Origin of the sequence: Enterococcus sp. AZ084, from assembly GCF_051714905.1 — a bacterium.
Taxonomy (GTDB): Bacteria; Bacillota; Bacilli; order Lactobacillales; family Enterococcaceae; genus Enterococcus_B; species Enterococcus_B pernyi.
The window spans coordinates 1,619,974-1,645,656 of record NZ_JBIOSS010000001.1 but is presented as its reverse complement, the minus strand read 5'-3'; the positions used below and the strand labels follow the sequence as shown (position 1 = coordinate 1,645,656).

Sequence of the window (25,683 nt, the reverse complement as noted above, 5' to 3'; positions counted from 1 at the left end):
ATGGATCAAATCAATACAGCAATCGAAGAGAATTGGCTGGATTTTCTGGATTTACTCAAACAAGTCATGCAAGTTCCTAGTGTTAAATCAGAAGCTGGACCAGGAGCACCCTTTGGTATAGAAGCACGCTCGGTTCTTTCTTTGGTCATGGACAAAAGTGCCGGATATGGGTTCCAAACAAAAGTAATCGATGATTCGATCGGCTATGCCCAGTGGGGAAATGAAGGAAGTGAGTATATCGGGGTTCTGGGACATCTCGATGTTGTCTCTGCTGGTCAAGGATGGGAGTTTCCGCCGTTTGATCTCAGTGAGAAAAAGGATCGTTTTTATGGTCGAGGAATATTAGACAACAAAGGGCCTATCATGTGTTGTCTGTATGGCATGAAACTATTAAAAGACCTAGGTCACCAGCCAAAAAAGAATCTTCGGATCATCTTTGGAACGGATGAAGAAAGTGGCATGTCAGATATTTCTCATTACTTAGCCGAGGAAAACCCTCCGTCATTTGGTTTCACGCCCGATTGTAAATATCCTGTGGTCTATGGCGAACGTGGTATCGTAAATGTTGTCCTCCACTTTACTTTACCTGAAGAGGAACATCAACAAATCAGTCGATTCGAAGGGGACCAGTTCCGTGATCATGTTCCAGACCAACTGCATGTGAGAATTGCCAAAAAAGAAATAAGCGCCAGTGGTAAACGAGCACCAAGTAACGCGCCTGAGTTAGGAGAAAATGCTATCACGATCTTGGCAACAAAACTAGCTGAAGAACGAATGATCCCGCCAGTTGCACAGGGTTATTTCCGCTGGATTTGTCAAAGCTTTCATCAAAAACATTTTGGAGAAGGGATCGATTTAGCGTTTGAAGACGAAGATTCAGGCAAATTGATTTTGACACCTGTTGTGCTGCAAAAGTCTCCAGAAGGCATGCTATTAGAAATTGCCTTTCGCTACCCGGTGACCGTCTCAGAAAAACAAGTAGTGTCACGGCTGAAAAGTCAATTGCCTCTAGGTGTTGATTTGGAAGTCATTCGCAGTATTCCTGGATTTTGTCGGACAGAAGAGTCAAAAAAAATCGCCATACTGTCAACGATCTATCATCAAGTCACCGGTAATGATCCTAAACCAGTGACAACAACAGGCGCCACCTATGCGCGTAAAATGCCGAATATCTTAGCATTTGGCCCTTCATTTCCAGGACAAAAAGGGATTGCTCATACGGCGAACGAATATATGGATTCCGCAGATTTAAGAACAAATTTAGAAATCTACATGCGCAGCCTCCAAGCATTAACAGAATAAAACATTCAGATAGTACAAACAATTGAAAAATAAATTTCATGTAAAACGAGTTTCTAATAAAACGATGAGTTTTAAAAAGAAACTCGTTTTTTAGTATAGACATAATAGTATATACCATATAGAATATACTTGAAAGCGCTACAAATGTTAGGCGATGGAGGGAAAGAAATGTGGGGAATGCTTGCAACCTGGCGCATGGCACATGAAGGTGTCTTGGCCGCTAAACAACAATTAGAAGCACAGTTTTCATGTAAAGATGCTGTGGAAACGGCGATCAAAGTGGTAGAAGATTATCCATTTTATAAATCCGTTGGTTATGGTGGGTTACCAAATGAAAAAGGAATCGTAGAAATGGATGCTGCTTTTATGGATGGAGAAACATTTAAGATTGGTGCAGTTGCTGGGATTACTGATGTAGCCAATCCGATTTCTGTTGCTAGGCAATTAAGCGATGATAAATTCAATAGTTTTCGAGTAGGGCAAGGAGCAACAGAATATGCAATGCTCTCTGGTTTTGAACGAAAAAATATGTTAACGGCACGTGCAAAAAAAATCTGGGAACAACGAGTAAAAGAAATCGCCACGTTGAATTTAGATCCTTACGATGGCCATGATACGGTCGGAGTTGTCGCGCTCGATACGCAACAACAGATGGCAGTAGGAACATCCAGTTCCGGTTTGTTTATGAAAAAACATGGACGTGTAGGAGATTCGCCATTATCTGGTTCGGGATTTTATGTGGATAGTACGATTGGCGGTGCAGCAGCTACAGGCTTAGGGGAGGATCTTATGAAAGGTTGCCTCTCATATGAAATCGTTCGATTGATGGGGAATGGATGTACGCCACAAGCAGCTTGTGATCGAGCTGTTTATGGATTTGATGAGCGATTGCGCAAACGTTATGGCAAAGCGGGGGCGTTCTCGTTAATAGCATTAGATAAATATGGCGAATGGGGGGTAGCGACGAACGTTGAATTTACATTTAGTGTGGCAACGATGACCCAAGAACCAGCAATTTTCATGGCAAATCCTGGTCCGGATCAGTCGACAGTGATCACACCAATCACGCAAGAATGGCTTGATGCCTATGAAGCACGTATCAAAGCACCAATTTAACAGCGAATCGGATAAACGGTTAACAAGAATAAAATGGAGGAATAAATATGACAACTAAAAAAATTTATTTGTTTTGTGAAGCAGGAATGTCAACAAGTATTATGGTCAATAAAATGATGGACGTCGTCAGAAAACACAAAATGCCATTAGAAATTGCCGCTTTTCCTGCGATCCATGCGGAAGAAAAGGTCGCACAAGAAAAACCTGTGGCTATTTTATTAGGGCCTCAAGTCCGTCATTTAGCGAGTAAAATGAAAGAAACGTTTGACCCAATGGGGATTCCTGTTGACACGATTGCTCCAGAAACATATGGCATGATGGACGGAGAAAAGGCGTTGAAAGATGTCTTGGGTTTGATCAAAAAATCAAAAGCGACAAAGTAGAGTGACAAAACGAGATTTTCGATCGAAGAATTATGTCCTCAAACAAAAATAAAGCAACTGGATGGGAGGAAGAAACATGCAAAAATTTTTGGATTGGTTAGAACGTGTGTTAACACCAATGGCGAAAACAATCGGTGAAAATAAGTATTTGATTGCGATTCGTGATGGTTTTTTGCTATCAACACCTTTACTGATCGTAGGATCGCTCTTTTTAGTTTTGACTAATTTTCCAATTCCAAATTGGAATGAAACGATGAGCCATATTCTCGGAGATAACTGGGCAACGATGTTGAATATGCCTGCCACTGCAAGTTTTGATATTATGACGATTTTAGCGGTTGGGGGTATTGGCTATAGTCTGGCAAAACAATTTAAAGTAGATGCCATGCAAGCGGCAATTATTTCATTGGTCGCTTTTTTTATCGTGACCCCTTTTACAACCCTGTTTACACCAGAAGGCTCCACTGAAGTCTATGAAGTAGGAAGCTTGCCATTACGTTGGATGGGCTCTAGTGGCCTGTTCTTAGGGATGGTCGTGGCTTTGGTTGCTACCCGATTGTTTGTCGCTTTATTACGTAAAGGTTGGACGATCAAAATGCCAGAAGGTGTGCCACCAACCGTCGTACAATCCTTTGAAGCGTTGATCCCAAGTTTTGTGATTGTTACTCTTTTTATGATTGTCAATTGGTTAGCCAATCTAACCTCATATGGTAATTTACAAGAAATACTATTTAAGTTCCTACAAACTCCTTTACTTAGCTTAGGAAATACTCTAGGCGCGATGATCATAGCCTACTTATTCTTGCACTTTTTTTGGTTTTTCGGTATCAACGGTTCGAGTGTGGTTGGGGCAGTATTCAATCCGATTTTACGAGCACTATCCGTTGAAAATTTAGATGCCTTCAAAAATGGCGCAGATATACCAAATATCATCACAGGTCAATTCCAAGATATGTTTGCTACTTTTGGTGGTGGGGGGTCTACGCTTTCATTGATTCTAGTCATGATTCTAGTATGCAAAAGCCAACGAGTGAAAAAACTGTCGCAATTGTCACTAGTACCAGGGATTTTTGGAATCAATGAACCGATTATTTTTGGTTTACCAATTGTTTTAAATCCAGTCTTACTGATTCCATTTGCACTTGTACCCACGATCAATATCATCATTTCCTATTTTTGTATGGATTTAGGATTAGTAAATTATACGAATGGTATTCAACTACCATGGACAACACCACCGATCATCTCTGGTTTCTTAGTTAGTGGTTGGCAGGCATCTATTTTGCAAGCATTACTGATCCTACTAGGGATGGCTATTTATTATCCTTTTATCAAAGTGCTAGATAATCAGTATTTAAAAGAAGAAGCAGAGGCGGTACAGGAAGAAGAAGAAATCGATTTTGACGAATTCGATTTTGATGATTTATAGGAAAAGAGGCTGTAGGAATGAAAAAAATAGTCTTGATTCTCAATCATTTGACTGCAGGCTTAGGTAGTGATGAAAATGCCCAGCTATCTCCTGGTGGCAAAAAAACAGCTCTTGGACCTGGGCGTACCTTAAATCCACTTTTTCAAGAACACGATACAGAAATCGTTGCTACATTATATTGTGGTGATCAGTATTATCTTGATCACCAAGAAGAGGTGAATAAAAAATTTATAGGTTTCGCCAAAAAAATTGGTGCAGATGCTGTTCTTTGTGGACCCGCGATGCATTATGCTAATTTTGGCATGATGGCAGCCCAATTAGCCTTAGTCTTCAGCGAACAAGGAATTCCCAGTGTAGCAGCGATGTCTGAAGAAAATCCTGCCTTTGCCATTTACACTGAAAAGATCAACATAATCAAAATGCCTAAAAAAGGCGGAATTGGTTTAAATGATTCATATAAAAATATCAGTCACTTTATTTCAGCCCTCGCTCATCAAAAGCAATCATCATGACCAGATTACGATGAATCAATTAGTTTGTGCTAAGCGATAATCAGAAATAATATCCTAGGTCGGAATAGAATCAACCTCTAGAATTAAGGGTAACAACCACGGAATTGTTCTATAAATGTTTGTGGTTGTTGCCCTTATTTTATAGAGGTTTCTTTTTTTTTTGCCGTTTATTTGGTTTTTAGTGACAGATAAAATTGAGTGTAACTTCTGTCTCAAATTTTTTTAATAATTGTGAGTATAATCTTTGACCAAAACTGACCAAATGAGTATAATATTCATGTAAAGGTTAAAGAAAACGAGACTTTAGACGGATGTTATAGACGTTAGAGAAAGTTATAGTTGACTTTGACCAAACAACTTCTACTACAGGAGGGAAATATATGAATAGTGAAAAAATGACAACTACGCTCCAAGAAGCGATTGCAGAAGCACAACAAGTAGCGATGACAAGAAAACATCAAGAAATCGACATTGTTCATTTATGGAAGATCTTTTTACAGCCAAATCATTTTGGCCGTAATCTATATACAGATGCAGGTATCGATGCAGATGCGTTTGAACAAGAGATTGATCGAGTGTTAGATGAGTATCCAACAGTCTCAGGCAGCAATGTCCAATACGGACAAAATCTTAGTCAAAATCTTTTTCGTTTATTGAATGAAGCGGATCAATTGAGAGAAACTTTTGGTGATGAATTCTTATCCACTGAGATCGTGCTACTAGCTTTAATGAAATTAAAAAATTATCCACTGACTGTTTATTTGACAAAACAGGGACTGAATGAAAAAGAATTGCGTAAAAATATCGAAGACATGCGGGGAGGAGAGCGTGTGACCTCTAAAAATCAAGAAGAACAATATAAAGCGTTAGAAAAATATGGTGTCGATCTTGTCCAACAAGTCCGTAGTGGCAAAATGGACCCGATCATTGGCCGAGATGAAGAAATTCGTGATGTGATTCGGATCTTGTCACGTAAAACTAAAAACAACCCTGTGTTGATCGGGGAACCTGGTGTTGGTAAAACAGCGATCGTTGAAGGATTAGCGCAACGTATCGTTCGCAAAGACGTACCAGAAAACTTAAAAGATAAAACCATTTTTTCTTTAGATATGGGTGCCTTGATTGCTGGAGCAAAATTCCGTGGAGAATTTGAAGAACGCTTGAAAGCAGTCTTGAAAGAAGTGAAGAAAAGCGATGGACGGATCATCTTGTTCATCGACGAGATCCATAACATCGTCGGTGCAGGAAAAACGGAAGGTAGTATGGATGCCGGTAACTTGCTTAAACCGATGTTAGCTCGTGGTGAACTTCATTTGATCGGTGCGACTACTTTAGACGAATACCGACAATACATGGAAAAGGACAAAGCGTTAGAGCGCCGTTTCCAAAAAGTATTAGTGAAGGAACCAACTGTTGAAGATACGATCAGTATTCTTCGAGGATTGAAAGAGCGTTTTGAGATCCACCATAGCGTCAATATCCATGACAATGCTTTGGTTGCGGCAGCTACATTATCCGATCGCTATATCACAGACCGCTTTTTACCTGATAAAGCCATTGATTTGATCGATGAAGCAAGTGCTACGATCCGAGTGGAAATGAACTCCATGCCAACGGAATTAGATCAAGTGACTCGTCGCTTGATGCAGTTGGAGATCGAAGAAGCAGCATTGAAGAAAGAATCTGATGATGCAAGTAAAAAACGTTTGAAGAACTTACAAGAAGAACTAGCCGATCTTCGAGAAGAAGCCAATGCGATGAAGATGCAGTGGGAAACTGAAAAAGAAGAAGTAAATACCGTTTCTTCTAAACGTGCAGAAATCGATAAGGCAAAACATGAATTAGAAGACGCAGAAAACAATTATGACCTTGAGCGTGCCGCTGTTTTACGTCATGGAACGATTCCACAATTAGAGAAAGAACTAGCAGAACTTGAAGCAAAAACAAAAGACAGTGACATCAAGATGGTACAAGAATCTGTCACTGAAAATGAAATTGCTCAAGTTGTTGGCCGTTTAACAGGGATTCCAGTAACAAAACTCGTGGAAGGTGAACGAGAAAAACTGATCAAGTTGAATGAAACACTTCATAAACGTGTCATTGGTCAGGATGAAGCGGTAGACGCAGTGAGTGATGCGGTCATTCGCTCTCGTGCGGGATTACAAGATCCAAATCGACCATTGGGCTCATTCCTATTCTTAGGACCAACGGGTGTCGGTAAAACCGAACTAGCAAAAGCTTTAGCAGAAAACTTGTTTGATTCTGAAGAGCATATGGTGCGGATCGATATGAGTGAATACATGGAAAAACATGCCGTTTCTCGTTTAGTTGGTGCGCCTCCAGGTTACATTGGCTACGAAGAAGGTGGACAGCTAACAGAGGCTGTGCGACGAAACCCATATACGATCGTTTTGCTCGATGAAATTGAAAAGGCACATCCAGATGTCTTCAATATTTTATTACAAGTATTAGACGATGGCCGTTTGACGGATTCAAAAGGTCGTCTCGTTGACTTTAAAAACACGGTGATGATCATGACAAGCAATATCGGTTCTCAACTATTGTTGGAAGGTGTTACCGCGGAAGGTACGATACCAGAAGAAGTCGAAGAACAAGTGCGAACGATCCTTCGTGGTCATTTCAAACCAGAATTCTTGAATCGTATTGATGACACGATCCTCTTTACGCCATTAAGTCTAAACAATGTCAAAGGGATCGTTGACAAGATGATTTCTCATTTGGCACATCGTTTAGAACATCAAGAAATCATTTTGGAAATCAGTGACGAAGCAAAAACATGGATTGCAGAAAATGCGTATGAGCCTGCATATGGCGCACGCCCATTGAAACGATTCATTACAAAAGAAGTAGAAACGCCATTGGCTAAAGAAATCGTAGCAGGGAAGATCATGCCGAAATCGAAAGTAACGATCACTTTGTTTGATAACCACTTGGCATTCGCAACTGAAAACTTACCCGAAGATGAATCATAAGAAACGCTTGTACCACCCTTATACATGACAGAAGGGGAAAGCATTACCTGTCAAAGTGAAAGACTATTACTGATAGTCTGCACTTTGACAGGTATTTTTTTTCGTCTATACTTAATAAACAATTACATGGTTCATTGAAGGACCAGAACTAGAAAATGAATGGTGGTCGTCAAGTTCGCGACTAAACCTATGATTTACTGTATTCAAAACGGTAAAAGTAAGTGTTTTCATAAATCGGTAGACAAGCTAAGATAGGAAATGTAGATGAGGTGATAGTGTGATGATCAAGGAACGAGAAAAAGCAATCATTCAATATATTTTGATGAACGAACATACGACGGTCACAAAAATAGCGAAACACATGAGTTTATCGAATAAAACAGTTTCACAATCACTAAAATTGATCGATGAATTCTTTCGTGATACAACGATCGAACTAATCAGAAAACCACGAGTCGGTGTCTCGATCAACGGTGATCCAAACGAAGTACTAAGTGAGCTTGATACGACAACAATGGTAACAGTTCCAGCTTCTAAAAAAGAACGTATCCAATTCCTCTGTTTTGAACTCTTGAAAAAAAAGACCTATTTCACTCGCCAAGAACTACAAGATACACTATTTATTAGCAAATCGACATTAGAAGGTGATATGAACCAAGTCCATGAGATTTTCCGCCATTTCAACGTTAGCATCGATCGCTTGCCTGGTAAAGGTTCATTTCTAAACTTATCAGAGCAAGAAAAAAGAGGCTTAGCATTTGATCTGATCTACTATTTTTGGGGTAGTAATTGGAAAATCACCAAAAAGAACCAGCTATATCTACACTCGATCCAAGGCATTCCTCCTTTTGTCAATGAGTTCATCGACATGAAGAACATCACATTAGTTGATACATTATTGCAGGAATACCTAAAAGAGGCACAAATAAGGTTGAATGATACGACCTACCATTCATTATTGCTCCATCTGTTGATCATGATTGATCGCGTAAGAGAAGATAACTATTTAGAAAGCGAAGAAGTCTACGGAAAAGTCAGAGAAAATAAACCATTTGATTTATTCATTCTAAAATTAGAAAAAACTTTCTCATTGACATTACCTTCTTCTGAAGTCCGTTATATTCTCTTACACTTAGAAGGTGATACATTGCTTGAACAAACGAAGCAAATGCATGAAGTGACAGATGAACACATACGACAATTGATTCACGAAAATGTAACCCTTTACAACGAAAGTATCATTTTAGGGTTAGTTACGCACATCAAAGAAGCAGTCTTGCGTATCAAAAAAGGGTTGTTGATCCATAATCCTTTTTTACAAGATGTGAAGAAAAGCTTTCCTGTGGCTTTTACAGAAGCCATCCAATTAGCAAATGCCTTAAGCCAAGATTTTGTGACCAACGTCCCAGAAGATGAAGTCGCTTTTCTTGCTGTCCATATCCAAGCAATGAAAGAGCAAAAAGAAGAAAAACATCAAAAGAAAGTCAGTGTCTTACTTGTTTGTAGTAGTGGCAAAGGCACCTCACAACTCTTGGCTGCCCGACTTCGTAGAAATTATGAAAAGATCGAGATTTCTAGGATACTTTCAATCCAAGAGTTGATGCAGACATCGATCGATGAAGATCTGGTGATATCGACTGTCAACTTGAACCTAGAGACGATACCAACGATCAATGTTTCACCGGTTCTCAACAAATTAGAACGTCAGAAAATCGAGCAATTTTTAAAAAATGTCCAAAATAAACCAATCAAATCAACGAATCACTTTGGGAAGTTGATCAAAGATGGCTTGATCTTTTTGGATCATTCATTCACAGACTATCAAGAAGTGATCCAATTCGTTGGGCAACAATTGATTGATAATGGATATGCGGAAGAAGAAATCATTCCTTCTTCTTTAGAAAGAGAACAGCTTTCTTTTACCTCTTTTGGAAAATTTGCGACACCACACGGGGCCCCTAAATACGTTAAAAAATCGGCGATCGTCTTTTTACGATTAGCTAATGAATTGATGTGGGGAGAAACGAAAGTCAAATATTTATTTTTCATCTGTATCAAAGATGAAACAGCGCAAGAGCTGGAAGAAATCTATGATACTATGCTAGAGATCATCGAATCTGGTGAAAAAAACTATTTGTTAAAGGGAACAAAAAATGAGATCAAAAACTATTTGAAAGAGGAATTTTAATATGAGCATTGCAACTTTACTACCTTCTGATCATATTTTTTTAGATATGGAAAGTACAACGAAAGAAGAAACGATCCGTCAATTAGCAGAAGTTTTAACGAATAACGGAATAGTCAACGACAAAGAAGCATATATCCAGTCTGTATTAGAAAGAGAAGAACATTCGACGACAGGCATTGGGAACAATATTGCGATTCCCCATGGGAAAAGTGAAGCAGTTAGTGAGCCAGCAATTGTTTTTGCAAGATTGAAACAACCAATCGATTGGCAATCATTAGATGAAGAGCCAGTTTTTGTAGTCATATTATTAGCAATCCCAGAGTCACAAAAAGGGGATACTCATCTAAGGATCTTATCTGAAATTGCGATGAAATTAATGGATGATGACATTACGGCACAACTAAAAACTGAGACAGATAAACAACAAATCGCGAAACTATTAAGCGAATAAACAAACGAAAAGAGGAAAAAGAGATGAAAAGAAAAATTATCGCAGTTACAGCCTGTGCTACAGGGGTCGCTCATACGTATATGGCAGCCCAAGCACTTAAGAAAGCAGCAGCAAAACGTGGTGATTTGATCAAAGTGGAAACACAAGGAGCGACAGGTATCGAAAATGAACTAACTGAAAAAGATTGTAACATTGGCGAAGTCGTTATTTTTGCAGTAGATACAAAAGTTAGAAATGAAAACCGTTTCAAAGGAAAACAGATTTTAAAAGTACCAGTTGCAGCACCAATCAAGAATGCAGAAAAAGTCATCGAAGATGCACTAAAAATGGTCGACTAATCAATTATTCGTGGGGGAGAGAAAGTAATGAAAAAAATTGCAAGTGAAATCAAAAATCATGTTTTAACAGGAATTTCTTATATGATACCGTTAGTGATCGCTGGAGCGGTCATCATGGCCATCTCTCGTGTGGGTGGTTCTTTTTACGGGATTGTTGATATTTGGGACGGTTCACATGGTGAGAGTGCCAACGCAATCATTCGTTTATTGCATAGTTTAGATGGCTTCGGTGGCACAGCCCTTGGTTTGATGTTCCCAGTGATTTCCGCATTTATTGCCTATTCGATCTCAGACAAATTAGGGATTGCTCCTGGTTTAGTTGGTGGGATGTTAGTGAAAGATATCAATGCAGGCTTTTTAGGCGCCATCGTTTCTGGTCTGATTGCGGGTTATGCGTGCTTGTTGATCAAAAACAAAATCAAATTACCAAAATCAATGGCATCCGTTGTACCAGTATTTTTAGTACCAGTATTAGGTACATTGATCACCGTTCTATTGGTCAATTATGTGATTGGGACGCCATTTGCAGCATTGAACGTTGGTTTAGAATCATGGTTGAACGGTTTAAGTGGTGGAAATGCCATCGTTATGGCAGCAGTCGTTGGCGCAATGGTTGGTTTTGACTTAGGTGGACCAGTCAATAAAGCGGCAGTGACCACAGCAATGGCACTATTGACTAGTAATGTTTATGCACCGAATACTGCGGCACAAGTGGCGATCATCATTCCACCAATCGGGTTAGGATTAGCCACGATCTTTGCGAAAAACAAATACAACAATGAATTAAAAGAAGCTGGGAAATCAGCAGTGATCATGGGACTTGTTGGTATTTCTGAAGGAGCGATCCCGTTTGCCGTTGAAAATCCATTGAAAGTTATCCCGATCAATATGATTGGTTCTGCCTTAGGTTCAGCGATGGCAGTTGGTTTAGGGGCAGTGAACACTGCACCGATTTCAGGATTCTATGGCTGGTTCACCGTAGAAAAATGGCCGATCTATGTACTTTCGATCGCTACAGGTGCATTGTTCATCGCGATCTTAACTAGCGTGCTACGTTCAAAAGATGCTGGACAAGAAGTAGAATCAGCAGTTGAAGAATTTGATGAAGCTGCTTGGGAAGAACAATGGGAAGCGTAACTATGACAAATATACACATTGTAAATCACACACATTGGGATAGAGAATGGTACTTTACTTCAATGGATTGCATCGTTTTAAGTGATCAGTTGTTTACAGATGTTTTGGAAGAGTTGAAAAGACAACCTAATGCTACTTTTGTTTTAGATGGACAGCTTTCGATCTTAGATGATTACTTGGAACTATATCCAGAAAAATTATCAGAGATCAAAGAATTAGTTGCGAAGGGTCAATTATTTATTGGCCCTTGGTTTACACAAACTGATGCGTTTTTTGCCTCGGGTGAGTCTATTTTAAGAAATGCAATGGTGGGCGTCTTTGAAAGTAAAAAATATGGGGAGTATCTACCTATTGGTTATCTTCCAGATACATTTGGATTCAACGCACAAATGCCGACGATTTTAAACGAAGCTGGGTTTGACAATATCATTTTTTGGCGTGGGATCGACTTAGGTGAACATGTCCACTCGCCATATTTCAAATGGAAAAGTTTGAGTGGAGAGAATGAATTGTATGCGGTGAACTTTCCTCAGGGCTATGGTGCGCAACAACAACTAGAACCAACGAAGAGTTATGTGGAAGGACGATTAGACAAAGGCATTGATTTCATCAAGAGCTACGCAGATGAAACAGAAATTTTGATCCCAACAGGAAACGATCAATTAGGGATCATCTCGTCTTTAGAAGAAAAAATCGCTAAAATCAATCAAATCGGTAAATATAACTATCAAACAAGCACGTATCAAGCGTTCATGGATTTGATCCGTCAAAAGGATCTGGAAGAGTATCAAGGAGAGTTTCGCGCACCTGTTTTTGCCCGTGTGCATAAGACGATTGGTTCTGTCCGTATGGATCTAAAACGTGAGATTTTCAGATTAGAGAATAAACTGACACTTGAAATCGAACCAATGGTCGTGATTGCGAAGGAGCTAGGCATCGTTTTGAGCAATCGCTTAGTCATGAAGGCATGGAAAAAATTATTTGAGTGCCAAGCACATGACAGTTTAGCCGGCTGTGTGTCAGATAGTGTCGCGCAAGACATCGCCCATCGTTTGAAAGAAGTATCAGAAATCTGTGACAGTATCGAAAACTTGGTATTGAAAAGAGTTTCTGAAGGACTACAGCTGACAGATCAACAATTCTTGATTTTGAATACTTCAGTTACACCTTTCAAAGGAAAAAAAGTGGTAAAACTTATCTCAAAAGTCAATCAAATCGAAGTATTGGGCCATGATTCTGCCGTCATCTCGATGGATTATGTGCCTAGCCGCCAAAATATCATGGAAGAAACACCTGCTGGCAATCGTTTTATCGAAGAACCAGGGTACTATATTTTACAAGTAGCAGTTGATTGTTCCTTTGATGGACTAGGTTATCAAGTCTTCGATTTCGTTGAACACACTACAGCTGAGCTACCTGATATGACGCCACGAACGATGATCTCAAAAGGGAACTATTCATTGACTTTTGAAGAGGGACAACTTGTCTTTTCAGATGGTGACCAAACGATCAGAGACTTCTTGACGATCGTGGATGATAGCAATGCCGGCGATACTTACGATTATTCGCCGATACCAAATGATCACCCAGTCTCTTTGACATTTGATTCATGTAAAGGCAACGAAGAAACCTTGATCTTGGAAGGAAAACTAGAGCTTCCTTATACATTGGCAGAACGTATCGCCGGTCAAACAACGAAAGTCTTTGCTTACCAGCTGACATTGAAGTTAACGGAACGAGGAGAGGTCCAAGGTTGTCTTTCTTTTAGAAATTCTGTGTTAAATCACCGTATCCGTATCAAAACAAAGTTGAATCAATCAATTGAAAAAGTTGTTTCTGCGATCCAATTTGGTTACTTGGAAAAAACAAACCAGTCAATGAACGATTGGGAACAAAAATACTCTGAGATGCCAGTAAATATCGAGCCCTTTGAAAAACAAGTGATCGCGTATAGCGCCGAAGAGGCATTAGTGTTTTATACCGAACAAAGTAAGGAATACGAATATATCAATGACTCCTTATATGTCACAGTATTAGCCACGACAGATTCGTTAGGGAAACCAGATTTGCTGTATCGTCCAGGACGTGCTTCAGGAGATACGACGAAAAAAGGGCATATCATGATGGAGACACCGCTTGCTCAAATGGAAAATCAACGGATCGATTTTGACTTTTCAGTGCGCGTGGCGCCAACTGATATTTCAGAACACACATTAGTGACATGGAAATCAGACAAAGAACAACCGTCGATTTCGTATCAATTGCAAGATTTGAATTATTTTGTTTATCGAATCGACAATAAGATCCAAAGTAGAATCCAACCACTTTCTTTGAGTGAAACGACATATACGCAGATCTCGTTAGATTTGGAAGAAGGATTGGCTGTCAGTGCGATCCATAATGCTTATTATTCAGAAGGTGTAGTGATTCGATTAGTCAATGGAACCTCAGAAAAGCGTAACCTTGAGCCAGAGAAGCTTTTTTCAGGGTTCAAATACACACGTATCAATGCCTTGGAAGAAGAAGTGACAGAGACAAAAACGATCAGCGGCTATGGCTTAGCCACCTATTTATTAACAAAATAAAAAAACGTTGAGGCACAAGTTGATTCTCAAGGAGTTGCTTCTGGAACACCGTTTAGCGGGTTTTAGGAACAGCAAGTTGACTACTTGTGTCTCCCTTTAGTTGTGAAATTGAAAGAGGAGAAATTATGGCGATACACCTTTTATTTTTAGCTTTGATCCCAGCATTAGGGTGGGGCATGATGCCAATATTATCTAAGATCATGGGGGGCAAGTCAGAAGAACAATTGATTGGCACCACCATTGCAGCCTTACTATTTGGCTTGATATTTAGTTTGTCTCAGCAAGTAACATACCAAACGGTTTCATTCATTGTTTGTTTTTTGTCCGGAGTATTCTGGGCGGTGGGGCAATATTTTCAGTTCCGCGCATTAGAAAAGGCTGAAGTGTCAAAAGCGATGCCCATATCTGTCGGGACACAATTAGCCTTTGTCACGCTTATTTCAGGAATTTTTTTATTGGAATGGACGAGTTTCTTTGTCGCTATGATGTCGATCGTGGCGTTGGCGGTCATTTTAGTCGGTGTGCTATTGGTGACTAAGACAAGCAATGGAAACAGCGCAGTGGCGAAACAAGTGATTGTCTTTTTGTGCATTTCATCTGCGTTTTTGATGCTATATGTAACGATCACTAGTTATTTTGATATTCATGGACCGCAAGTGTTTCTACCTCAATCCATCGGCATGTTTGTTGGAGGGATGATCCTCTCAATGAACAAGATCAGACAATTGAAAGTCAACGCTATCGCTCGAAATATCCTCACTGGTAGTTCCTGGGTGATCGCTAACACGACGTTATTTGCTGTGTCTGCGTCTTTAGGTGTGGGTATTACTTATGCCTTTTCGCAAATGAGTTTACTTGTCGCAACTTACGGAAGCATCATTCTTTTGAGAGAGAAGAAGACATCATTAGAAAAACACTCAATCTATTTGGGTACATTGGTGTATGTAGTGGGTGTGGTTGGAATGAGTCTTTTAAAATAAAGAATTGAAAAAAATTGACAAAGGATCAAACAAAATCCCTTGCCAATTTTTTTATTTATCTATCATACTTGCTACGATTGATCAGTGATCTAATTTTTGTAGTCGGTAACTCTCAAAATGTGCTGGGTCTTTTTTCACTTGGACCCACGCATAAACACCCATGATAAAGGCGCCGACTGTATTTGTTAGTAAATCTCCCATTGTATCCATCAATGCTTCGCGTCCGACGAAGAGCGTACCATCAGATGCAGCAAACCGTTGCAAGTTCATTCCTAAGAATTGGTCGCATAAAAACTCCCAGAATTCCCAGAAAACACCGCATAACCCAGCAAAAGCAAATCCGAATAAGAGAAATAGCCAAGGACTTGTTTTCTCGATTGGTGCGTCTTTCAGCAAGAAGCCGATCAAACCGTAACCTAAGGCAGTCAGAACCATCGGGCTAACGGCATGTAAGATTTTATCCCAAAATGAAATAATACTGATCAAGTGCATACCTGTTCCTAAAAAGACAGAAATGAACAAGAAAAACCAATAAAATAAAACAATGGCATCAGGAACATGGATCTTGAATAATCGGCGAACGATCTGTGGCAAATAAATCAATAGGATACCTGCCAGTGATTCGACGATAAAGGTGATTCCTTGTGTGGTCGAATATTTGTTTGTTACAAATTCGAAAATGTTATAACCAACAACAAATAGACCGAAAATCGTTAATGCAATCTGAACTTTTTTTACTGTCTTACTCACTAATTTTTCCCCCAGCTAGATATGATTTCAATGCTTCGAACAATGCTTCTTCAGAAGACACGATCGTTCCGTTCAACTTGATCAAGCCGACCGTATAAAGATTTAAATAATGGAACTGATTTTCACCAGCCTGTTGCAAGGCAGCGACTTTTTTTGGATGAGTCGCTCCTTGTTGGCGGCTGTCTGTGTATAAACCAATGATCGGGATGCCTTTAGCATAGGCGACTCCGATCTCAGAAGCAACTCCGGCATCGATCGTTAATCCGTCTAAAAGAGCGATCATCAAGTCACTTTCTAGTACTTTTTCTGTATCAGCCAAGGCAATCATTTTGCTGTCTGCATATGCAGTCTTATCATTGATGGCTTCGTTTTCTTGTGGCAGATAGATCGACAAATCAGAAGAAATCTCTCTGATTTTTTTGACAAGAGATTCGTTATAAAGCAAATCTCCCTTTGCAAAAAGTGGTGCTGCAAAATAAATATTCATTCGTTTCAACATCCTTTGTATTAGAAATAGTCACTAAAATAAGCTTCCATGTTGGGGATGATCCGCTCTAATGTCTTGACCATCTCCTCATCTGTGGTTATGCGCTCGATTCGAGCAAGGTAAGAAGCACGACGATAATTCATCATTAGACACGTCAATGTTTGGATATCTAAACGAACCATTTTACCAATCGGTTCGTTAACGATCGACAAGTGGCCATCTCGCCACGTCAAGCCAAATACGCCATTATTCCAAGGTGCCACGGAATCTTCCACGATGAAATGGAAGTCTTCTGCTGTACCAGAAAAAGGGAAGCGCTGGATAAATTCTTTGACGTCAACGATCCTTGCCATAAAGTAAGGTTCGATCTGTTCTTTGATTTGACTATCTTCTAATAAAAAAGCAAGGGGTTCATTTTTGTAGATATCGCCATGTACCCAGTAAACCATTGAAAAATGTGCAGAGATGAAGTTCCACAATCCGTTACGCGCCTCTTGGTTCAAATAAAACATCTCTTTGACATGGAAGACTTCTTCGGCGACCCAATAAAAAAGCACTCCGGTTGGCTCATTGTCACTATTGTAATAAATCGCCGCAGTCCGTTCTTCTTCATTTTCAAAACGCCAATATTCTTCCCAGTGAAAGGCACTACGAAACAGCGCACCATGATTCTTTCCCGCAAACTGTTGATAGACACGGAAAACATCTTCGTGATCGACAGGCAGTCGTTCCACGATACCAGAAACAGGTACTTGTTTAGGTAGTTGCGTATCACGTATTTTAAAGGATAACTTATCTGACATGATTTCCCAACCTTTACGCCTGTAATAAGGGATATTGTAAGGATAAAGATAAGAGATCCACTGTTTATTTTTGCGCATGTTGTCTAATGCGACGATGATCAAGTCTTGCATCAATCCATGGTTGGCATATTCAGGATAGGTTCCAACACCAGTCACTCCGCCCATTTGGTACCGTGTACCGTGGATATTGACCTCGCAAGGATAGATCGCGATTTGAGAAATCAATTTTTCTTTATGAAACCAGCCGAATACATTTGATAATTCTAGAATCGGTCGCTTGGAACGTACAAATTCCCGTTTGTTTTCAAATCCACTTTCTTCAATATCAGAGTCAGTGACTTGAAAAACGTAGGAAAGTAACTCATTGAACTGGTCAACATGTTCCTCCGTGACAGGCTTCAACTCAAAATTTTCTCTAAAATCTGTTTGGTCCATTTTTTCAACTCCAATTTAGTTACTTGTTCACAGTATAACAAAAGTTTCTAAAAAAAACTTCTAAAGTCCTTAGAAGGAAAAAGTCTTTAAATTCCTCCTTTTCGTTGGTATAATGAAAAGTGCTGATTATATGAAAAGAGGAGACGCTATGGATATAAAGAAAATGAAACAACGCCAAGAGCAAATTCGAAATTTTTCGATCATTGCTCATATCGACCATGGGAAATCAACTTTGGCCGATCGGATTTTGGAAAAGACGAACACTGTGACGTCTCGCGAAATGCAAGATCAGTTATTAGACTCCATGGATCTAGAACGTGAACGTGGGATCACGATCAAACTTAATGCCGTAGAATTGAACTATACGGCTAAAAACGGGGAGACATATATCTTCCATTTGATCGATACCCCAGGGCACGTCGATTTTACCTATGAAGTATCTCGAAGTTTAGCTGCCTGTGAAGGAGCAGTCTTAGTCGTGGATGCCGCTCAAGGGATTGAAGCACAAACATTAGCCAATGTTTATTTGGCATTAGATAATGACCTAGAGATTTTACCAGTCATCAATAAGATCGATTTACCAGCCGCAGATCCAGAGCGTGTGCGTAATGAAATCGAAGAAGTGATCGGCATCGATGCCAGTGAAGCGGTGTTAGCAAGTGCGAAGTCTGGGATTGGTATCGAAGAAATACTAGAACAAGTAGTGGAATATGTCCCAGCACCGTCAGGCGATATCGAAGCTCCTTTGAAAGCATTGATTTTTGATTCGATCTATGACAGTTACCGCGGAGTTATTTTAAATGTACGTATCACCGATGGTGTTGTCAAAGCAGGGGATAAAATCAAATTGATGAGTAACGGTAAGACCTTCGATGTGACCGAAGTCGGCGTTTTCTCACCAAAAACGATTGCGCGTGACTTTCTGATGGTCGGTGATGTCGGTTATATCACCGCAAGCATCAAGACAGTTCAAGACACAAGTGTTGGGGATACAGTGACACTTGCGGATAATCCAGCTACAGAAGCATTACCAGGTTATCGTAAAATGAACCCAATGGTCTATTGTGGCTTATACCCGATCGACACATCACGATATAATGATCTACGTGAAGCATTGGAAAAACTTCAACTGAATGATGCTGCTTTGCAGTTTGAACCAGAAACATCACAAGCACTCGGCTTTGGTTTCCGTTGTGGCTTCTTGGGATTACTTCACATGGATGTCGTCCAAGAACGTTTAGAGCGTGAGTTCAATCTTGAATTGATCACGACAGCACCTTCTGTAATCTATCATGTCAACAAGACAGACGGTTCGATGGTCGTTGTTGATAATCCTGCTGATTTTCCTGAACCAGTCACGATCCAAGATGTCGAAGAACCTTTTGTGAAAGCACAGATCATGGTACCTAATGAGTACGTTGGTGCAGTCATGGAACTTTCGCAACGTAAACGTGGCGATTTTATTACGATGGATTATTTAGATGACTATCGTGTCAATGTTGTTTATAATCTTCCATTGTCCGAGATCGTCTTTGATTTCTTTGACAAACTTAAATCAAGCACGAAAGGCTACGCTTCACTTGACTATGAAATGTCGGGTTATCAAAAGAGCAAGCTAGTGAAAATGGACATCTTGCTGAATGCTGAAAAAGTCGACGCATTAAGCTTCATCGTTCACCGTGATTTTGCCTATGAACGCGGAAAAGCCATCGTTGAAAAACTGAAAAAATTGATCCCTCGTCAACAATTCGAGGTACCGATCCAAGCGGCGATCGGACAAAAAATCGTTGCCCGTTCAGACATCAAAGCGTTACGTAAAAACGTGTTGGCTAAATGTTACGGTGGTGACGTTTCCCGTAAACGTAAACTTCTTGAAAAACAAAAAGAAGGTAAAAAACGAATGAAACAAATCGGTAACGTCGAAGTCCCTCAAGAAGCCTTTATGGCCGTTCTGAAAATGGATGAGGATGAACCGAAGAAATAGTAAGGGGTCTAGCCGTTGGGCTAGACCTTTTTTGTTGCTTTTTCCCACGGATTTCCCACGGTTGTATGGGAAATTTAAATCATACTGTCTTTTAACATTCTTTCAAATATATCTAGTTGACGGAACAAATCACGTTTTTGCGAGTAGCTGCAAGTGCGCCAGTTCGGCAAAGAAATGCGAATGCCAAGCTTGATAAATTCACTGTATTTGAAAAAGTCACAGCTCGCGTTGCTGGATGATTAGTACCTAGCACTCCGCAAGGATCTATTCGTGCAAGAGCATTCGTTTTGATTATGGAGCATGGCACCATAAAGAATTTAATCGCATTGAATCTAAAGGTATCTTATGCCCAGATGTCAAAAAAGCATATGGTTATCAAGGTGGAGATACACTTGGTTTTGATGTAACTTTTGATACTGATTTGCTGAAAGGGAAGAAGATTGATATTGTTTTACGCCGATGCAATCAGTCTAATGGTTAAGGTGCAGTAAATGATGTGCGGATTTCTGATATTTATTTAACGCTATAAATAAAAATAATCCCTCTTTGAGGGGCGGTACATAAAAATTTATTATTTAGATTCTATAAACATGTGCAACTTATCTAACAACAAAGTATATATTCTACAGAAGTAAACAAATAGCTTATATTTTAGGATGTACACAAATTGACAAGTATAATAAAACTTTGATAAAATACAAATGTTTTTTTATTTTTATGTGTGATTAGTTAGAACTTACTTAAATCCTATTATAATATTTTTGTTAATGATTTTAATAAAATGATTGGAGAGAAAATGATGGATCAAAAAGCGTTTATCGAATCTATTGATTCTACAATCGATAGATTAAAAAAAGAAATTCGATTTTATAATAGAGTAATTGGTATCGGAAATATTATAAAAATAGTCTTATCAGCTAGTATCCCAATATTAATTGATCAGGCTTCCGAACACAGGTCTTTACTATTGATTGTTTCAATTGCTTCAGCAATAATTACAATTATACAAAGTGGGATGTCTGCATTTAATTATCAAGATAAAGTACAGACTTCGACAGAGTTATTAATGAAAATTGAAAAAGAAAAGTTGTTATATATAACGAAAACATCCCCATATAATAAAACAGATGAAGAAAATTTCCATTTAATCGTTACAACCCTTCAAACTGAATTAAATGATATTATCTCTGATTTTAATCAAGTTAATAACTAAAAATTTATTTAATTAGAAAGTAGTGCAGATAATACTAATTGTACAATTAAGAAAAGAGATAAGACTTTACATTTTTTTAGGAATGTAAAGTCTTATCTCTTTTCTTAATGCTATAAATTCATAATAACATTATGGACAATAAATTTAAAATTTATTCAGACTGTAGACAAACTCCTAAATTTAGAGTGTTGTTTGCAGTCTGACGACTCAAAAATGAGTCGTATAAATCAATTATAGTAATAAGTCATTGATTTCTTTAAATTCTTTATCAAGTTCTTTTTCATCATATTTTTCATATTTATCAGCTTCATGAAGAACTTTTTTAATTTCATGAATAGCCTTTCGTTCAACTAACCATTTTTTTAGGTTATGTTTTTTTTCTGGATTTTCAGATAACGTATCAAGTTCGTCTAACTCTTTATCCAGTTTATTGACAACAGAAACAATTCTGTTTACAACTTTTTCTTCTTTGTTTTCTAAATTTGACATTTATCTTCACGTCCTTTTTATTTGATAATTTAAGTATAGAACTTTGATATAGTTTATACAAATAGAAACGCTTCTTCGTGTATTCTGTGATTTTCTTTTGAAATGAGGAAAACTTTGGAGTAAAATGAACGTGGACAGAACAATATTTAGGAGGAATAAACTATGTGTACGTCTATTACTTATGTAACAAGTGATCATTATTTTGGAAGGAATTTTGATTATGAAATATCTTACAATGAAGTAGTCACTGTTACTCCAAGAAATTATAAGTTGAATTTTCGAAAGGTAAATGATTTGGATACTCATTATGCAATGATTGGTATTGCCGCTGGTATAGCTGACTACCCTCTTTATTACGATGCGACAAATGAAAAAGGATTGAGTATGGCTGGGCTAAATTTTTCTGGGTATGCTGATTATAAAGAAATACAAGAAGGGAAAGACAATGTATCTCCTTTTGAATTTATTCCTTGGATTTTAGGACAATGCTCAACAGTAGGAGAAGCTAAAAAATTGTTAAAAAATATCAATTTAGCAAATATAAATTATAGTGATGAACTTCCTTTATCCCCTTTACATTGGCTATTAGCTGATAAAGAAAAGTCAATTGTCATTGAAAGTATGAAAGATGGACTTCATATATATGATAACCCTGTGGGCGTTCTTACCAATAATCCTTCATTTGACTATCAATTATTTAATTTAAACAATTATCGTGTCTTATCGAGTGGAACTCCTAAAAATAATTTTTCAAATCAAATAAGTTTGAATGCCTATAGCCGCGGTATGGGAGGGATAGGCTTGCCTGGAGATTTATCCTCAGTATCTCGTTTTGTTAAAGCGACTTTTACGAAGCTGAATTCTGTATCTGGAGATTCAGAGTCAGAAAGTATTAGTCAATTTTTCCATATCTTAGGTTCAGTAGAACAACAAAAAGGTTTGTGTGATGTTGGTGATGGAAAATATGAATATACAATTTATTCTTCTTGTTGCAATGTTGACAAAGGAATCTATTATTATCGAACATATGAAGACAGTCAAATTACTGCAATTGATATGAATAAAGAAGACTTAGATAGTCATAAGTTAATTAGTTATCCAATTATAGAAAAACAACAAATTAAATATATAAATTAGTTAATGTGTTGTGATTGATTATTTAATATAGATATAATACAAAAAGGCAAAGATATTTTCAAAACATTTTTTCTTGATGTGATATCCTTGTCTTTTTTGTAATGTTTTTAACTTATTACTTTTGCAAAATTTATTTACCTGTTTTCTGGATCAACGATAGTGTATATTATGCTATCCTTGTTTGATTTTAGGACGTTTAAAGAGGCACTTTTTTACATAACTTAATCCATAGACCTTTTAAGCATGCTGTGAGATAATAATAAAGAAGAGTTTAAAGCGCACCCCAAACCACTTCCCCATAAGTGTATTACGCTTTAAACTCTTTTATATTTGAATTCACTAAGAAGCATAACATATTTTTGAAAAAAAGTGAGAAAAAAGGCTTATAATTAGGATTTAGAGTAATTAATTAGATGTTTATTTTATAGGACTGATATTATAGATTACAAATAGTATCGTATTTCGCAATCTTAAAATTATCTTCTTACTATGAATAAGATAATAAAATTTGTATCTGTCCTTTTTAGGTAACTTATTTTAATCTATATACCTTTCTGGATCAACGAAAGTATACTTTATATAGTCATAACGTCGATGATCGCTCCGTGTGTCTGGCACGTCAGTCACGATATCAAACAAAAAATATACATCCTTCTTCATTCTCGTTTTCGCAGCAGGGATTTTAAAGTAGTTCTTATTTGAATAGTAGAGATTGATTAATAAGCTTTCTTCGATTGCTAAAAAGAAAACTTCTGAATCCCATACTTTATAAAAATATTTGATAAATCTATTCGAAGGATCAAATTTAAACCACAATAGTGTTTTTACTTCCATTAACATATAAAGTTCACCTTAAAAATACTAACAAAAGTTTTTTTGTAAACCTTAAATAAAGATAATATCTCCCACATTTCTCCCACGTAGTCTATATAAAACCACAAAAAAATTTGAAGTGATACGAAGAAGAGTGAAAAAATAATAGAATATACAGCAATTGAAAACACTTCTACATGAAGCAAATTAAAACTTATTGAAAATGTACGTAATGCTTTTAGAATACAAGACTATAAGAAGCCTTCATGGCCGTTCTGAAAATGGATGAGGATAAGACGAAGAAATAGCTATTTCAAAATGAGAATACTAAATGATTTTGATTCTTTGTCAAAATGATGTTGGCAAAGAGAAATCTTAGAATAATTTGGACAGTAAGAAGGAGTTAACTTCTTTCTGCTCTTTTTATTTGGACAGAAAGAATCCATTGTCGAGTCATAATCCTTAATGGTTAATTTTACTAACAAAAATATAGTCGTATTTATTACTTTGTAATTAGAGTAATACCTTTCAGAATAAGGCTAAAGTCTAATTGTTACTACAATTTTCTTATGCTACCTTAAATTTAGAAATACTAAATGAGGAGGCAACAAATAAATGTTTAAGTTGATTTTAAAGCAATTTTTACAACACTGGAAAATTTGGCTATCCATCCTGCCTATTTTTATTGTTTCTGGATTAATATTTAGCACTGCTTTTGTGATATTAAATGCTTTAAGTAGGGCTGGTCTTAACAGTTCAGTTGATTATGGTGTTTTTATGCAGTTACCAATAGTAATAGGGATAGTAGTGTTGTTTTTATTGACTACCAATGCAATGAAACAGTGTATAGATTTTTTTGATGAAACAAATGACATATTGCTTCTTTTAGGGGCTTCTCCTGCTCAAATTAGTTTGGTAATGACCGGTCAAATGTTAATAATTGGGATGATTGGAGCCTTTTTTGGAAGCTGCTTCTCCTTAAAATCTTCACAGCTTTTTTTATCCACATTACCTTCGAGTGCTGCTAAAGAATCTCTTGTACATATCCCTCTTCAGTTCTCATGGAATATCGTTTTTGCTGTGATAATGATTCAACTAGCAATTATTCTATATACATGTATGCGCTATTGTCTTAAAAATTATAAGAAAAGAAAGGGAAGCCTTTCTTCTCATAGAGCATCTAATAAAACGAAGAACAGTGGTAAATTTTTGGGAATAATTGCGTTACTCATAAGCGTAGGTGCGACATTATATTTATATTTCAAAAATATTCCTGATCCAACTTTAATAAAAGAATATACTCAAAGTATGAGTAACTCAATGAATTTATTGCTCCTTCTGTGGCTTTCTATACTTATGACTATGAATTTTTTGATTCGTCCCATATTTCGAGGGATCGTACATATAATTGTTGGATTACCAAAAATGACAAAGAATCCAATGGTCCGCACTGCATTTTACAATATGCAATACAATATAGAAGAATTAGTAAAATTAATTCGTCCTGTCAGCATCATTACCTTATTAGTTGGGAATTTTATAGCTTTGTTTCTCAACACTAAACTACTGATTGATGGTACAAATGATAACTCTTATATTTCAGATTTGATCATCAACCTTATTTTTGTATTTGGAGCTCCAATATTAATCAGCTTGGCGAACGTAATTGTGTCAATTTGCCTTTTTAGAATAAAAACAAAAGTTGAATCTAAAAATTATTTTTATACTGGATGTACACCAGATTGGATTTTTAAAATGAGAATCATTGAAATCAGTATAGTTTCACTTATCTCAATAGTAGTTACTCTCATTGGAATGATAATGTTTGCGATTCCTTTATTAAGAGTGACATATCTGGGTGGTGGCAATATTTTTAAGGCAAATTGGTCGGTTAATCTCTTATTATCGTTAGGCGCTTTTCTAATATTCGGTTTATGTTTTATTGCAATATATTGGTTTGAGCGCTACACGTTAAAAAAGTATGTCGAGTAGATTTATTAATATACTAAAAGAATAGATTGTTTTAATTGAATCAAACACAAGAAAGTAATTAATTCAAATTGAAAGAAGGAAAGAAATTGCTGAATTGGGAGATCCTTCTACTATCAATGAGTAGTTTGCGCCCTACAGTTTTGTATGAGAATTTGATTTATAAACT

Annotated in this window: 21 protein-coding genes; 16 read left to right on the top strand and 5 right to left on the bottom strand. The window is 37.6% G+C overall.

Annotated elements, in window-relative coordinates; all coding sequences use genetic code 11:
- The 12 genes from IGI79_RS07570 (at position 1) to IGI79_RS07515 (ending at position 15,414) form a co-directional block, all read left to right on the top strand.
- Complete coding sequence (locus IGI79_RS07570) at positions 1-1,302, top strand: Sapep family Mn(2+)-dependent dipeptidase (protein WP_065095943.1); 1,302 nt, start codon at positions 1-3, stop codon at positions 1,300-1,302.
- 168 nt (positions 1,303-1,470) lie between these two features.
- A complete protein-coding gene (locus tag IGI79_RS07565) occupies positions 1,471-2,418 on the top strand; it encodes a N(4)-(beta-N-acetylglucosaminyl)-L-asparaginase (RefSeq protein ID WP_065095942.1) in 948 nt (315 codons plus the stop codon).
- Between the two features lie 47 nt (positions 2,419-2,465).
- Entirely contained in the window at positions 2,466-2,801 is a 336-nt protein-coding gene (locus IGI79_RS07560; protein ID WP_065095941.1) for a PTS sugar transporter subunit IIB, read from the top strand.
- Between the two features lie 76 nt (positions 2,802-2,877).
- Positions 2,878-4,230, top strand: coding sequence for a PTS cellobiose transporter subunit IIC (gene celB, locus IGI79_RS07555; protein ID WP_065095940.1), 1,353 nt, complete (start codon positions 2,878-2,880; stop codon positions 4,228-4,230).
- Between the two features lie 17 nt (positions 4,231-4,247).
- Positions 4,248-4,742: a GrdB-related putative oxidoreductase gene (locus IGI79_RS07550; RefSeq protein ID WP_438845810.1), complete on the top strand. Its 495-nt coding sequence runs from the start codon at positions 4,248-4,250 to the stop codon at positions 4,740-4,742.
- Positions 4,743-5,122: 380 nt separating this feature from the next.
- The gene (gene clpB, locus IGI79_RS07545; RefSeq protein WP_438845809.1) at positions 5,123-7,735 is read left to right on the top strand and encodes an ATP-dependent chaperone ClpB; all 2,613 of its coding nucleotides are present in this window, start codon (positions 5,123-5,125) and stop codon (positions 7,733-7,735) included.
- A gap of 280 nt (positions 7,736-8,015) precedes the next feature.
- Positions 8,016-9,923, top strand: coding sequence for a BglG family transcription antiterminator (locus IGI79_RS07540; protein ID WP_438845808.1), 1,908 nt, complete (start codon positions 8,016-8,018; stop codon positions 9,921-9,923).
- 1 nt (position 9,924) lies between these two features.
- A complete protein-coding gene (locus IGI79_RS07535) occupies positions 9,925-10,374 on the top strand; it encodes a PTS sugar transporter subunit IIA (protein WP_019723577.1) in 450 nt (149 codons plus the stop codon).
- A gap of 23 nt (positions 10,375-10,397) precedes the next feature.
- A complete protein-coding gene (locus IGI79_RS07530; protein WP_019723576.1) occupies positions 10,398-10,712 on the top strand; it encodes a PTS fructose transporter subunit IIB in 315 nt (104 codons plus the stop codon).
- 27 nt (positions 10,713-10,739) lie between these two features.
- On the top strand, positions 10,740-11,849 hold the full coding sequence (locus tag IGI79_RS07525; protein WP_065095936.1) for a PTS fructose transporter subunit IIC: 1,110 nt from the start codon (positions 10,740-10,742) through the stop codon (positions 11,847-11,849).
- Between the two features lie 2 nt (positions 11,850-11,851).
- The gene (locus tag IGI79_RS07520) at positions 11,852-14,434 is read left to right on the top strand and encodes a glycosyl hydrolase (RefSeq protein WP_065095935.1); all 2,583 of its coding nucleotides are present in this window, start codon (positions 11,852-11,854) and stop codon (positions 14,432-14,434) included.
- Positions 14,435-14,559: 125 nt separating this feature from the next.
- Positions 14,560-15,414 (top strand): GRP family sugar transporter, encoded by an 855-nt coding sequence (locus IGI79_RS07515; RefSeq protein WP_065095934.1) that lies wholly within the window; start codon positions 14,560-14,562, stop codon positions 15,412-15,414.
- 81 nt (positions 15,415-15,495) lie between these two features.
- Here the strand turns inward: IGI79_RS07515 and IGI79_RS07510 are convergent, their stop codons facing one another.
- Genes IGI79_RS07510 through IGI79_RS07500 form a run of 3 tightly spaced genes read right to left on the bottom strand, consistent with a single transcriptional unit; the run spans position 15,496 to position 17,889 of the window.
- Entirely contained in the window at positions 15,496-16,164 is a 669-nt protein-coding gene (locus IGI79_RS07510) for a hypothetical protein (protein ID WP_019723399.1), read from the bottom strand.
- Positions 16,157-16,651 (bottom strand): nucleoside 2-deoxyribosyltransferase, encoded by a 495-nt coding sequence (locus IGI79_RS07505; protein WP_029594057.1) that lies wholly within the window; start codon positions 16,649-16,651, stop codon positions 16,157-16,159. Before IGI79_RS07505 ends, IGI79_RS07510 begins: the two co-directional genes overlap by 8 nt.
- Positions 16,652-16,671: 20 nt before the next feature.
- Positions 16,672-17,889: a GNAT family N-acetyltransferase gene (locus IGI79_RS07500; RefSeq protein ID WP_019723397.1), complete on the bottom strand. Its 1,218-nt coding sequence runs from the start codon at positions 17,887-17,889 to the stop codon at positions 16,672-16,674.
- Between the two features lie 148 nt (positions 17,890-18,037).
- Between IGI79_RS07500 and lepA the strand changes: the two genes are divergently transcribed.
- Positions 18,038-19,873: a translation elongation factor 4 gene (lepA, locus tag IGI79_RS07495; RefSeq protein ID WP_065095933.1), complete on the top strand. Its 1,836-nt coding sequence runs from the start codon at positions 18,038-18,040 to the stop codon at positions 19,871-19,873.
- A 781-nt stretch (positions 19,874-20,654) separates the two neighbouring features.
- Positions 20,655-21,086 carry a DUF4231 domain-containing protein gene (locus IGI79_RS07490; protein ID WP_002305693.1) on the top strand — a complete coding sequence of 144 codons (432 nt, stop codon included), beginning with the start codon at positions 20,655-20,657 and terminating at the stop codon, positions 21,084-21,086.
- Positions 21,087-21,317: 231 nt separating this feature from the next.
- On the opposite strand, the gene IGI79_RS07485 is transcribed toward IGI79_RS07490, so the two are convergent.
- Positions 21,318-21,575, bottom strand: coding sequence for a hypothetical protein (locus IGI79_RS07485; RefSeq protein ID WP_019723395.1), 258 nt, complete (start codon positions 21,573-21,575; stop codon positions 21,318-21,320).
- Between the two features lie 162 nt (positions 21,576-21,737).
- On the opposite strand from IGI79_RS07485, the gene bsh reads away from it, so the two are divergent.
- Positions 21,738-22,712, top strand: coding sequence for a choloylglycine hydrolase (gene bsh, locus IGI79_RS07480; RefSeq protein ID WP_019723394.1), 975 nt, complete (start codon positions 21,738-21,740; stop codon positions 22,710-22,712).
- A gap of 537 nt (positions 22,713-23,249) precedes the next feature.
- Here the strand turns inward: bsh and IGI79_RS07475 are convergent.
- The gene (locus IGI79_RS07475) at positions 23,250-23,552 is read right to left on the bottom strand and encodes a DUF5960 family protein (RefSeq protein WP_019723393.1); all 303 of its coding nucleotides are present in this window, start codon (positions 23,550-23,552) and stop codon (positions 23,250-23,252) included.
- Between the two features lie 588 nt (positions 23,553-24,140).
- Here IGI79_RS07475 and IGI79_RS07470 point away from each other — a divergent pair.
- On the top strand, positions 24,141-25,517 hold the full coding sequence (locus IGI79_RS07470; RefSeq protein ID WP_065095747.1) for an FtsX-like permease family protein: 1,377 nt from the start codon (positions 24,141-24,143) through the stop codon (positions 25,515-25,517).
- The last annotated feature ends 166 nt before the right edge of the window (positions 25,518-25,683 follow it).

Bases quoted from the DNA above. Each gene is read 5' to 3' on its own strand.
- IGI79_RS07540 (WP_438845808.1), top strand. From the start codon at position 8,016: ATGATCAAGGAACGAGAAAAAGCAATCATTCAATATATTTTGATGAAC.
- IGI79_RS07485 (WP_019723395.1), bottom strand. From the start codon at position 21,575: ATGTCAAATTTAGAAAACAAAGAAGAAAAAGTTGTAAACAGAATTGTT.
- IGI79_RS07565 (WP_065095942.1), top strand. From the start codon at position 1,471: ATGTGGGGAATGCTTGCAACCTGGCGCATGGCACATGAAGGTGTCTTG.
- IGI79_RS07570 (WP_065095943.1), top strand. From the start codon at position 1: ATGGATCAAATCAATACAGCAATCGAAGAGAATTGGCTGGATTTTCTG.
- IGI79_RS07515 (WP_065095934.1), top strand. From the start codon at position 14,560: ATGGCGATACACCTTTTATTTTTAGCTTTGATCCCAGCATTAGGGTGG.
- IGI79_RS07560 (WP_065095941.1), top strand. From the start codon at position 2,466: ATGACAACTAAAAAAATTTATTTGTTTTGTGAAGCAGGAATGTCAACA.
- IGI79_RS07470 (WP_065095747.1), top strand. From the start codon at position 24,141: ATGTTTAAGTTGATTTTAAAGCAATTTTTACAACACTGGAAAATTTGG.
- bsh (WP_019723394.1), top strand. From the start codon at position 21,738: ATGTGTACGTCTATTACTTATGTAACAAGTGATCATTATTTTGGAAGG.
- IGI79_RS07530 (WP_019723576.1), top strand. From the start codon at position 10,398: ATGAAAAGAAAAATTATCGCAGTTACAGCCTGTGCTACAGGGGTCGCT.
- IGI79_RS07475 (WP_019723393.1), bottom strand. From the start codon at position 23,552: ATGTTAATGGAAGTAAAAACACTATTGTGGTTTAAATTTGATCCTTCG.
- IGI79_RS07520 (WP_065095935.1), top strand. From the start codon at position 11,852: ATGACAAATATACACATTGTAAATCACACACATTGGGATAGAGAATGG.
- lepA (WP_065095933.1), top strand. From the start codon at position 18,038: ATGGATATAAAGAAAATGAAACAACGCCAAGAGCAAATTCGAAATTTT.
- celB (WP_065095940.1), top strand. From the start codon at position 2,878: ATGCAAAAATTTTTGGATTGGTTAGAACGTGTGTTAACACCAATGGCG.
- IGI79_RS07505 (WP_029594057.1), bottom strand. From the start codon at position 16,651: ATGAATATTTATTTTGCAGCACCACTTTTTGCAAAGGGAGATTTGCTT.
- IGI79_RS07525 (WP_065095936.1), top strand. From the start codon at position 10,740: ATGAAAAAAATTGCAAGTGAAATCAAAAATCATGTTTTAACAGGAATT.
- IGI79_RS07535 (WP_019723577.1), top strand. From the start codon at position 9,925: ATGAGCATTGCAACTTTACTACCTTCTGATCATATTTTTTTAGATATG.
- clpB (WP_438845809.1), top strand. From the start codon at position 5,123: ATGAATAGTGAAAAAATGACAACTACGCTCCAAGAAGCGATTGCAGAA.
- IGI79_RS07490 (WP_002305693.1), top strand. From the start codon at position 20,655: ATGATTGGAGAGAAAATGATGGATCAAAAAGCGTTTATCGAATCTATT.
- IGI79_RS07500 (WP_019723397.1), bottom strand. From the start codon at position 17,889: ATGGACCAAACAGATTTTAGAGAAAATTTTGAGTTGAAGCCTGTCACG.
- IGI79_RS07550 (WP_438845810.1), top strand. From the start codon at position 4,248: ATGAAAAAAATAGTCTTGATTCTCAATCATTTGACTGCAGGCTTAGGT.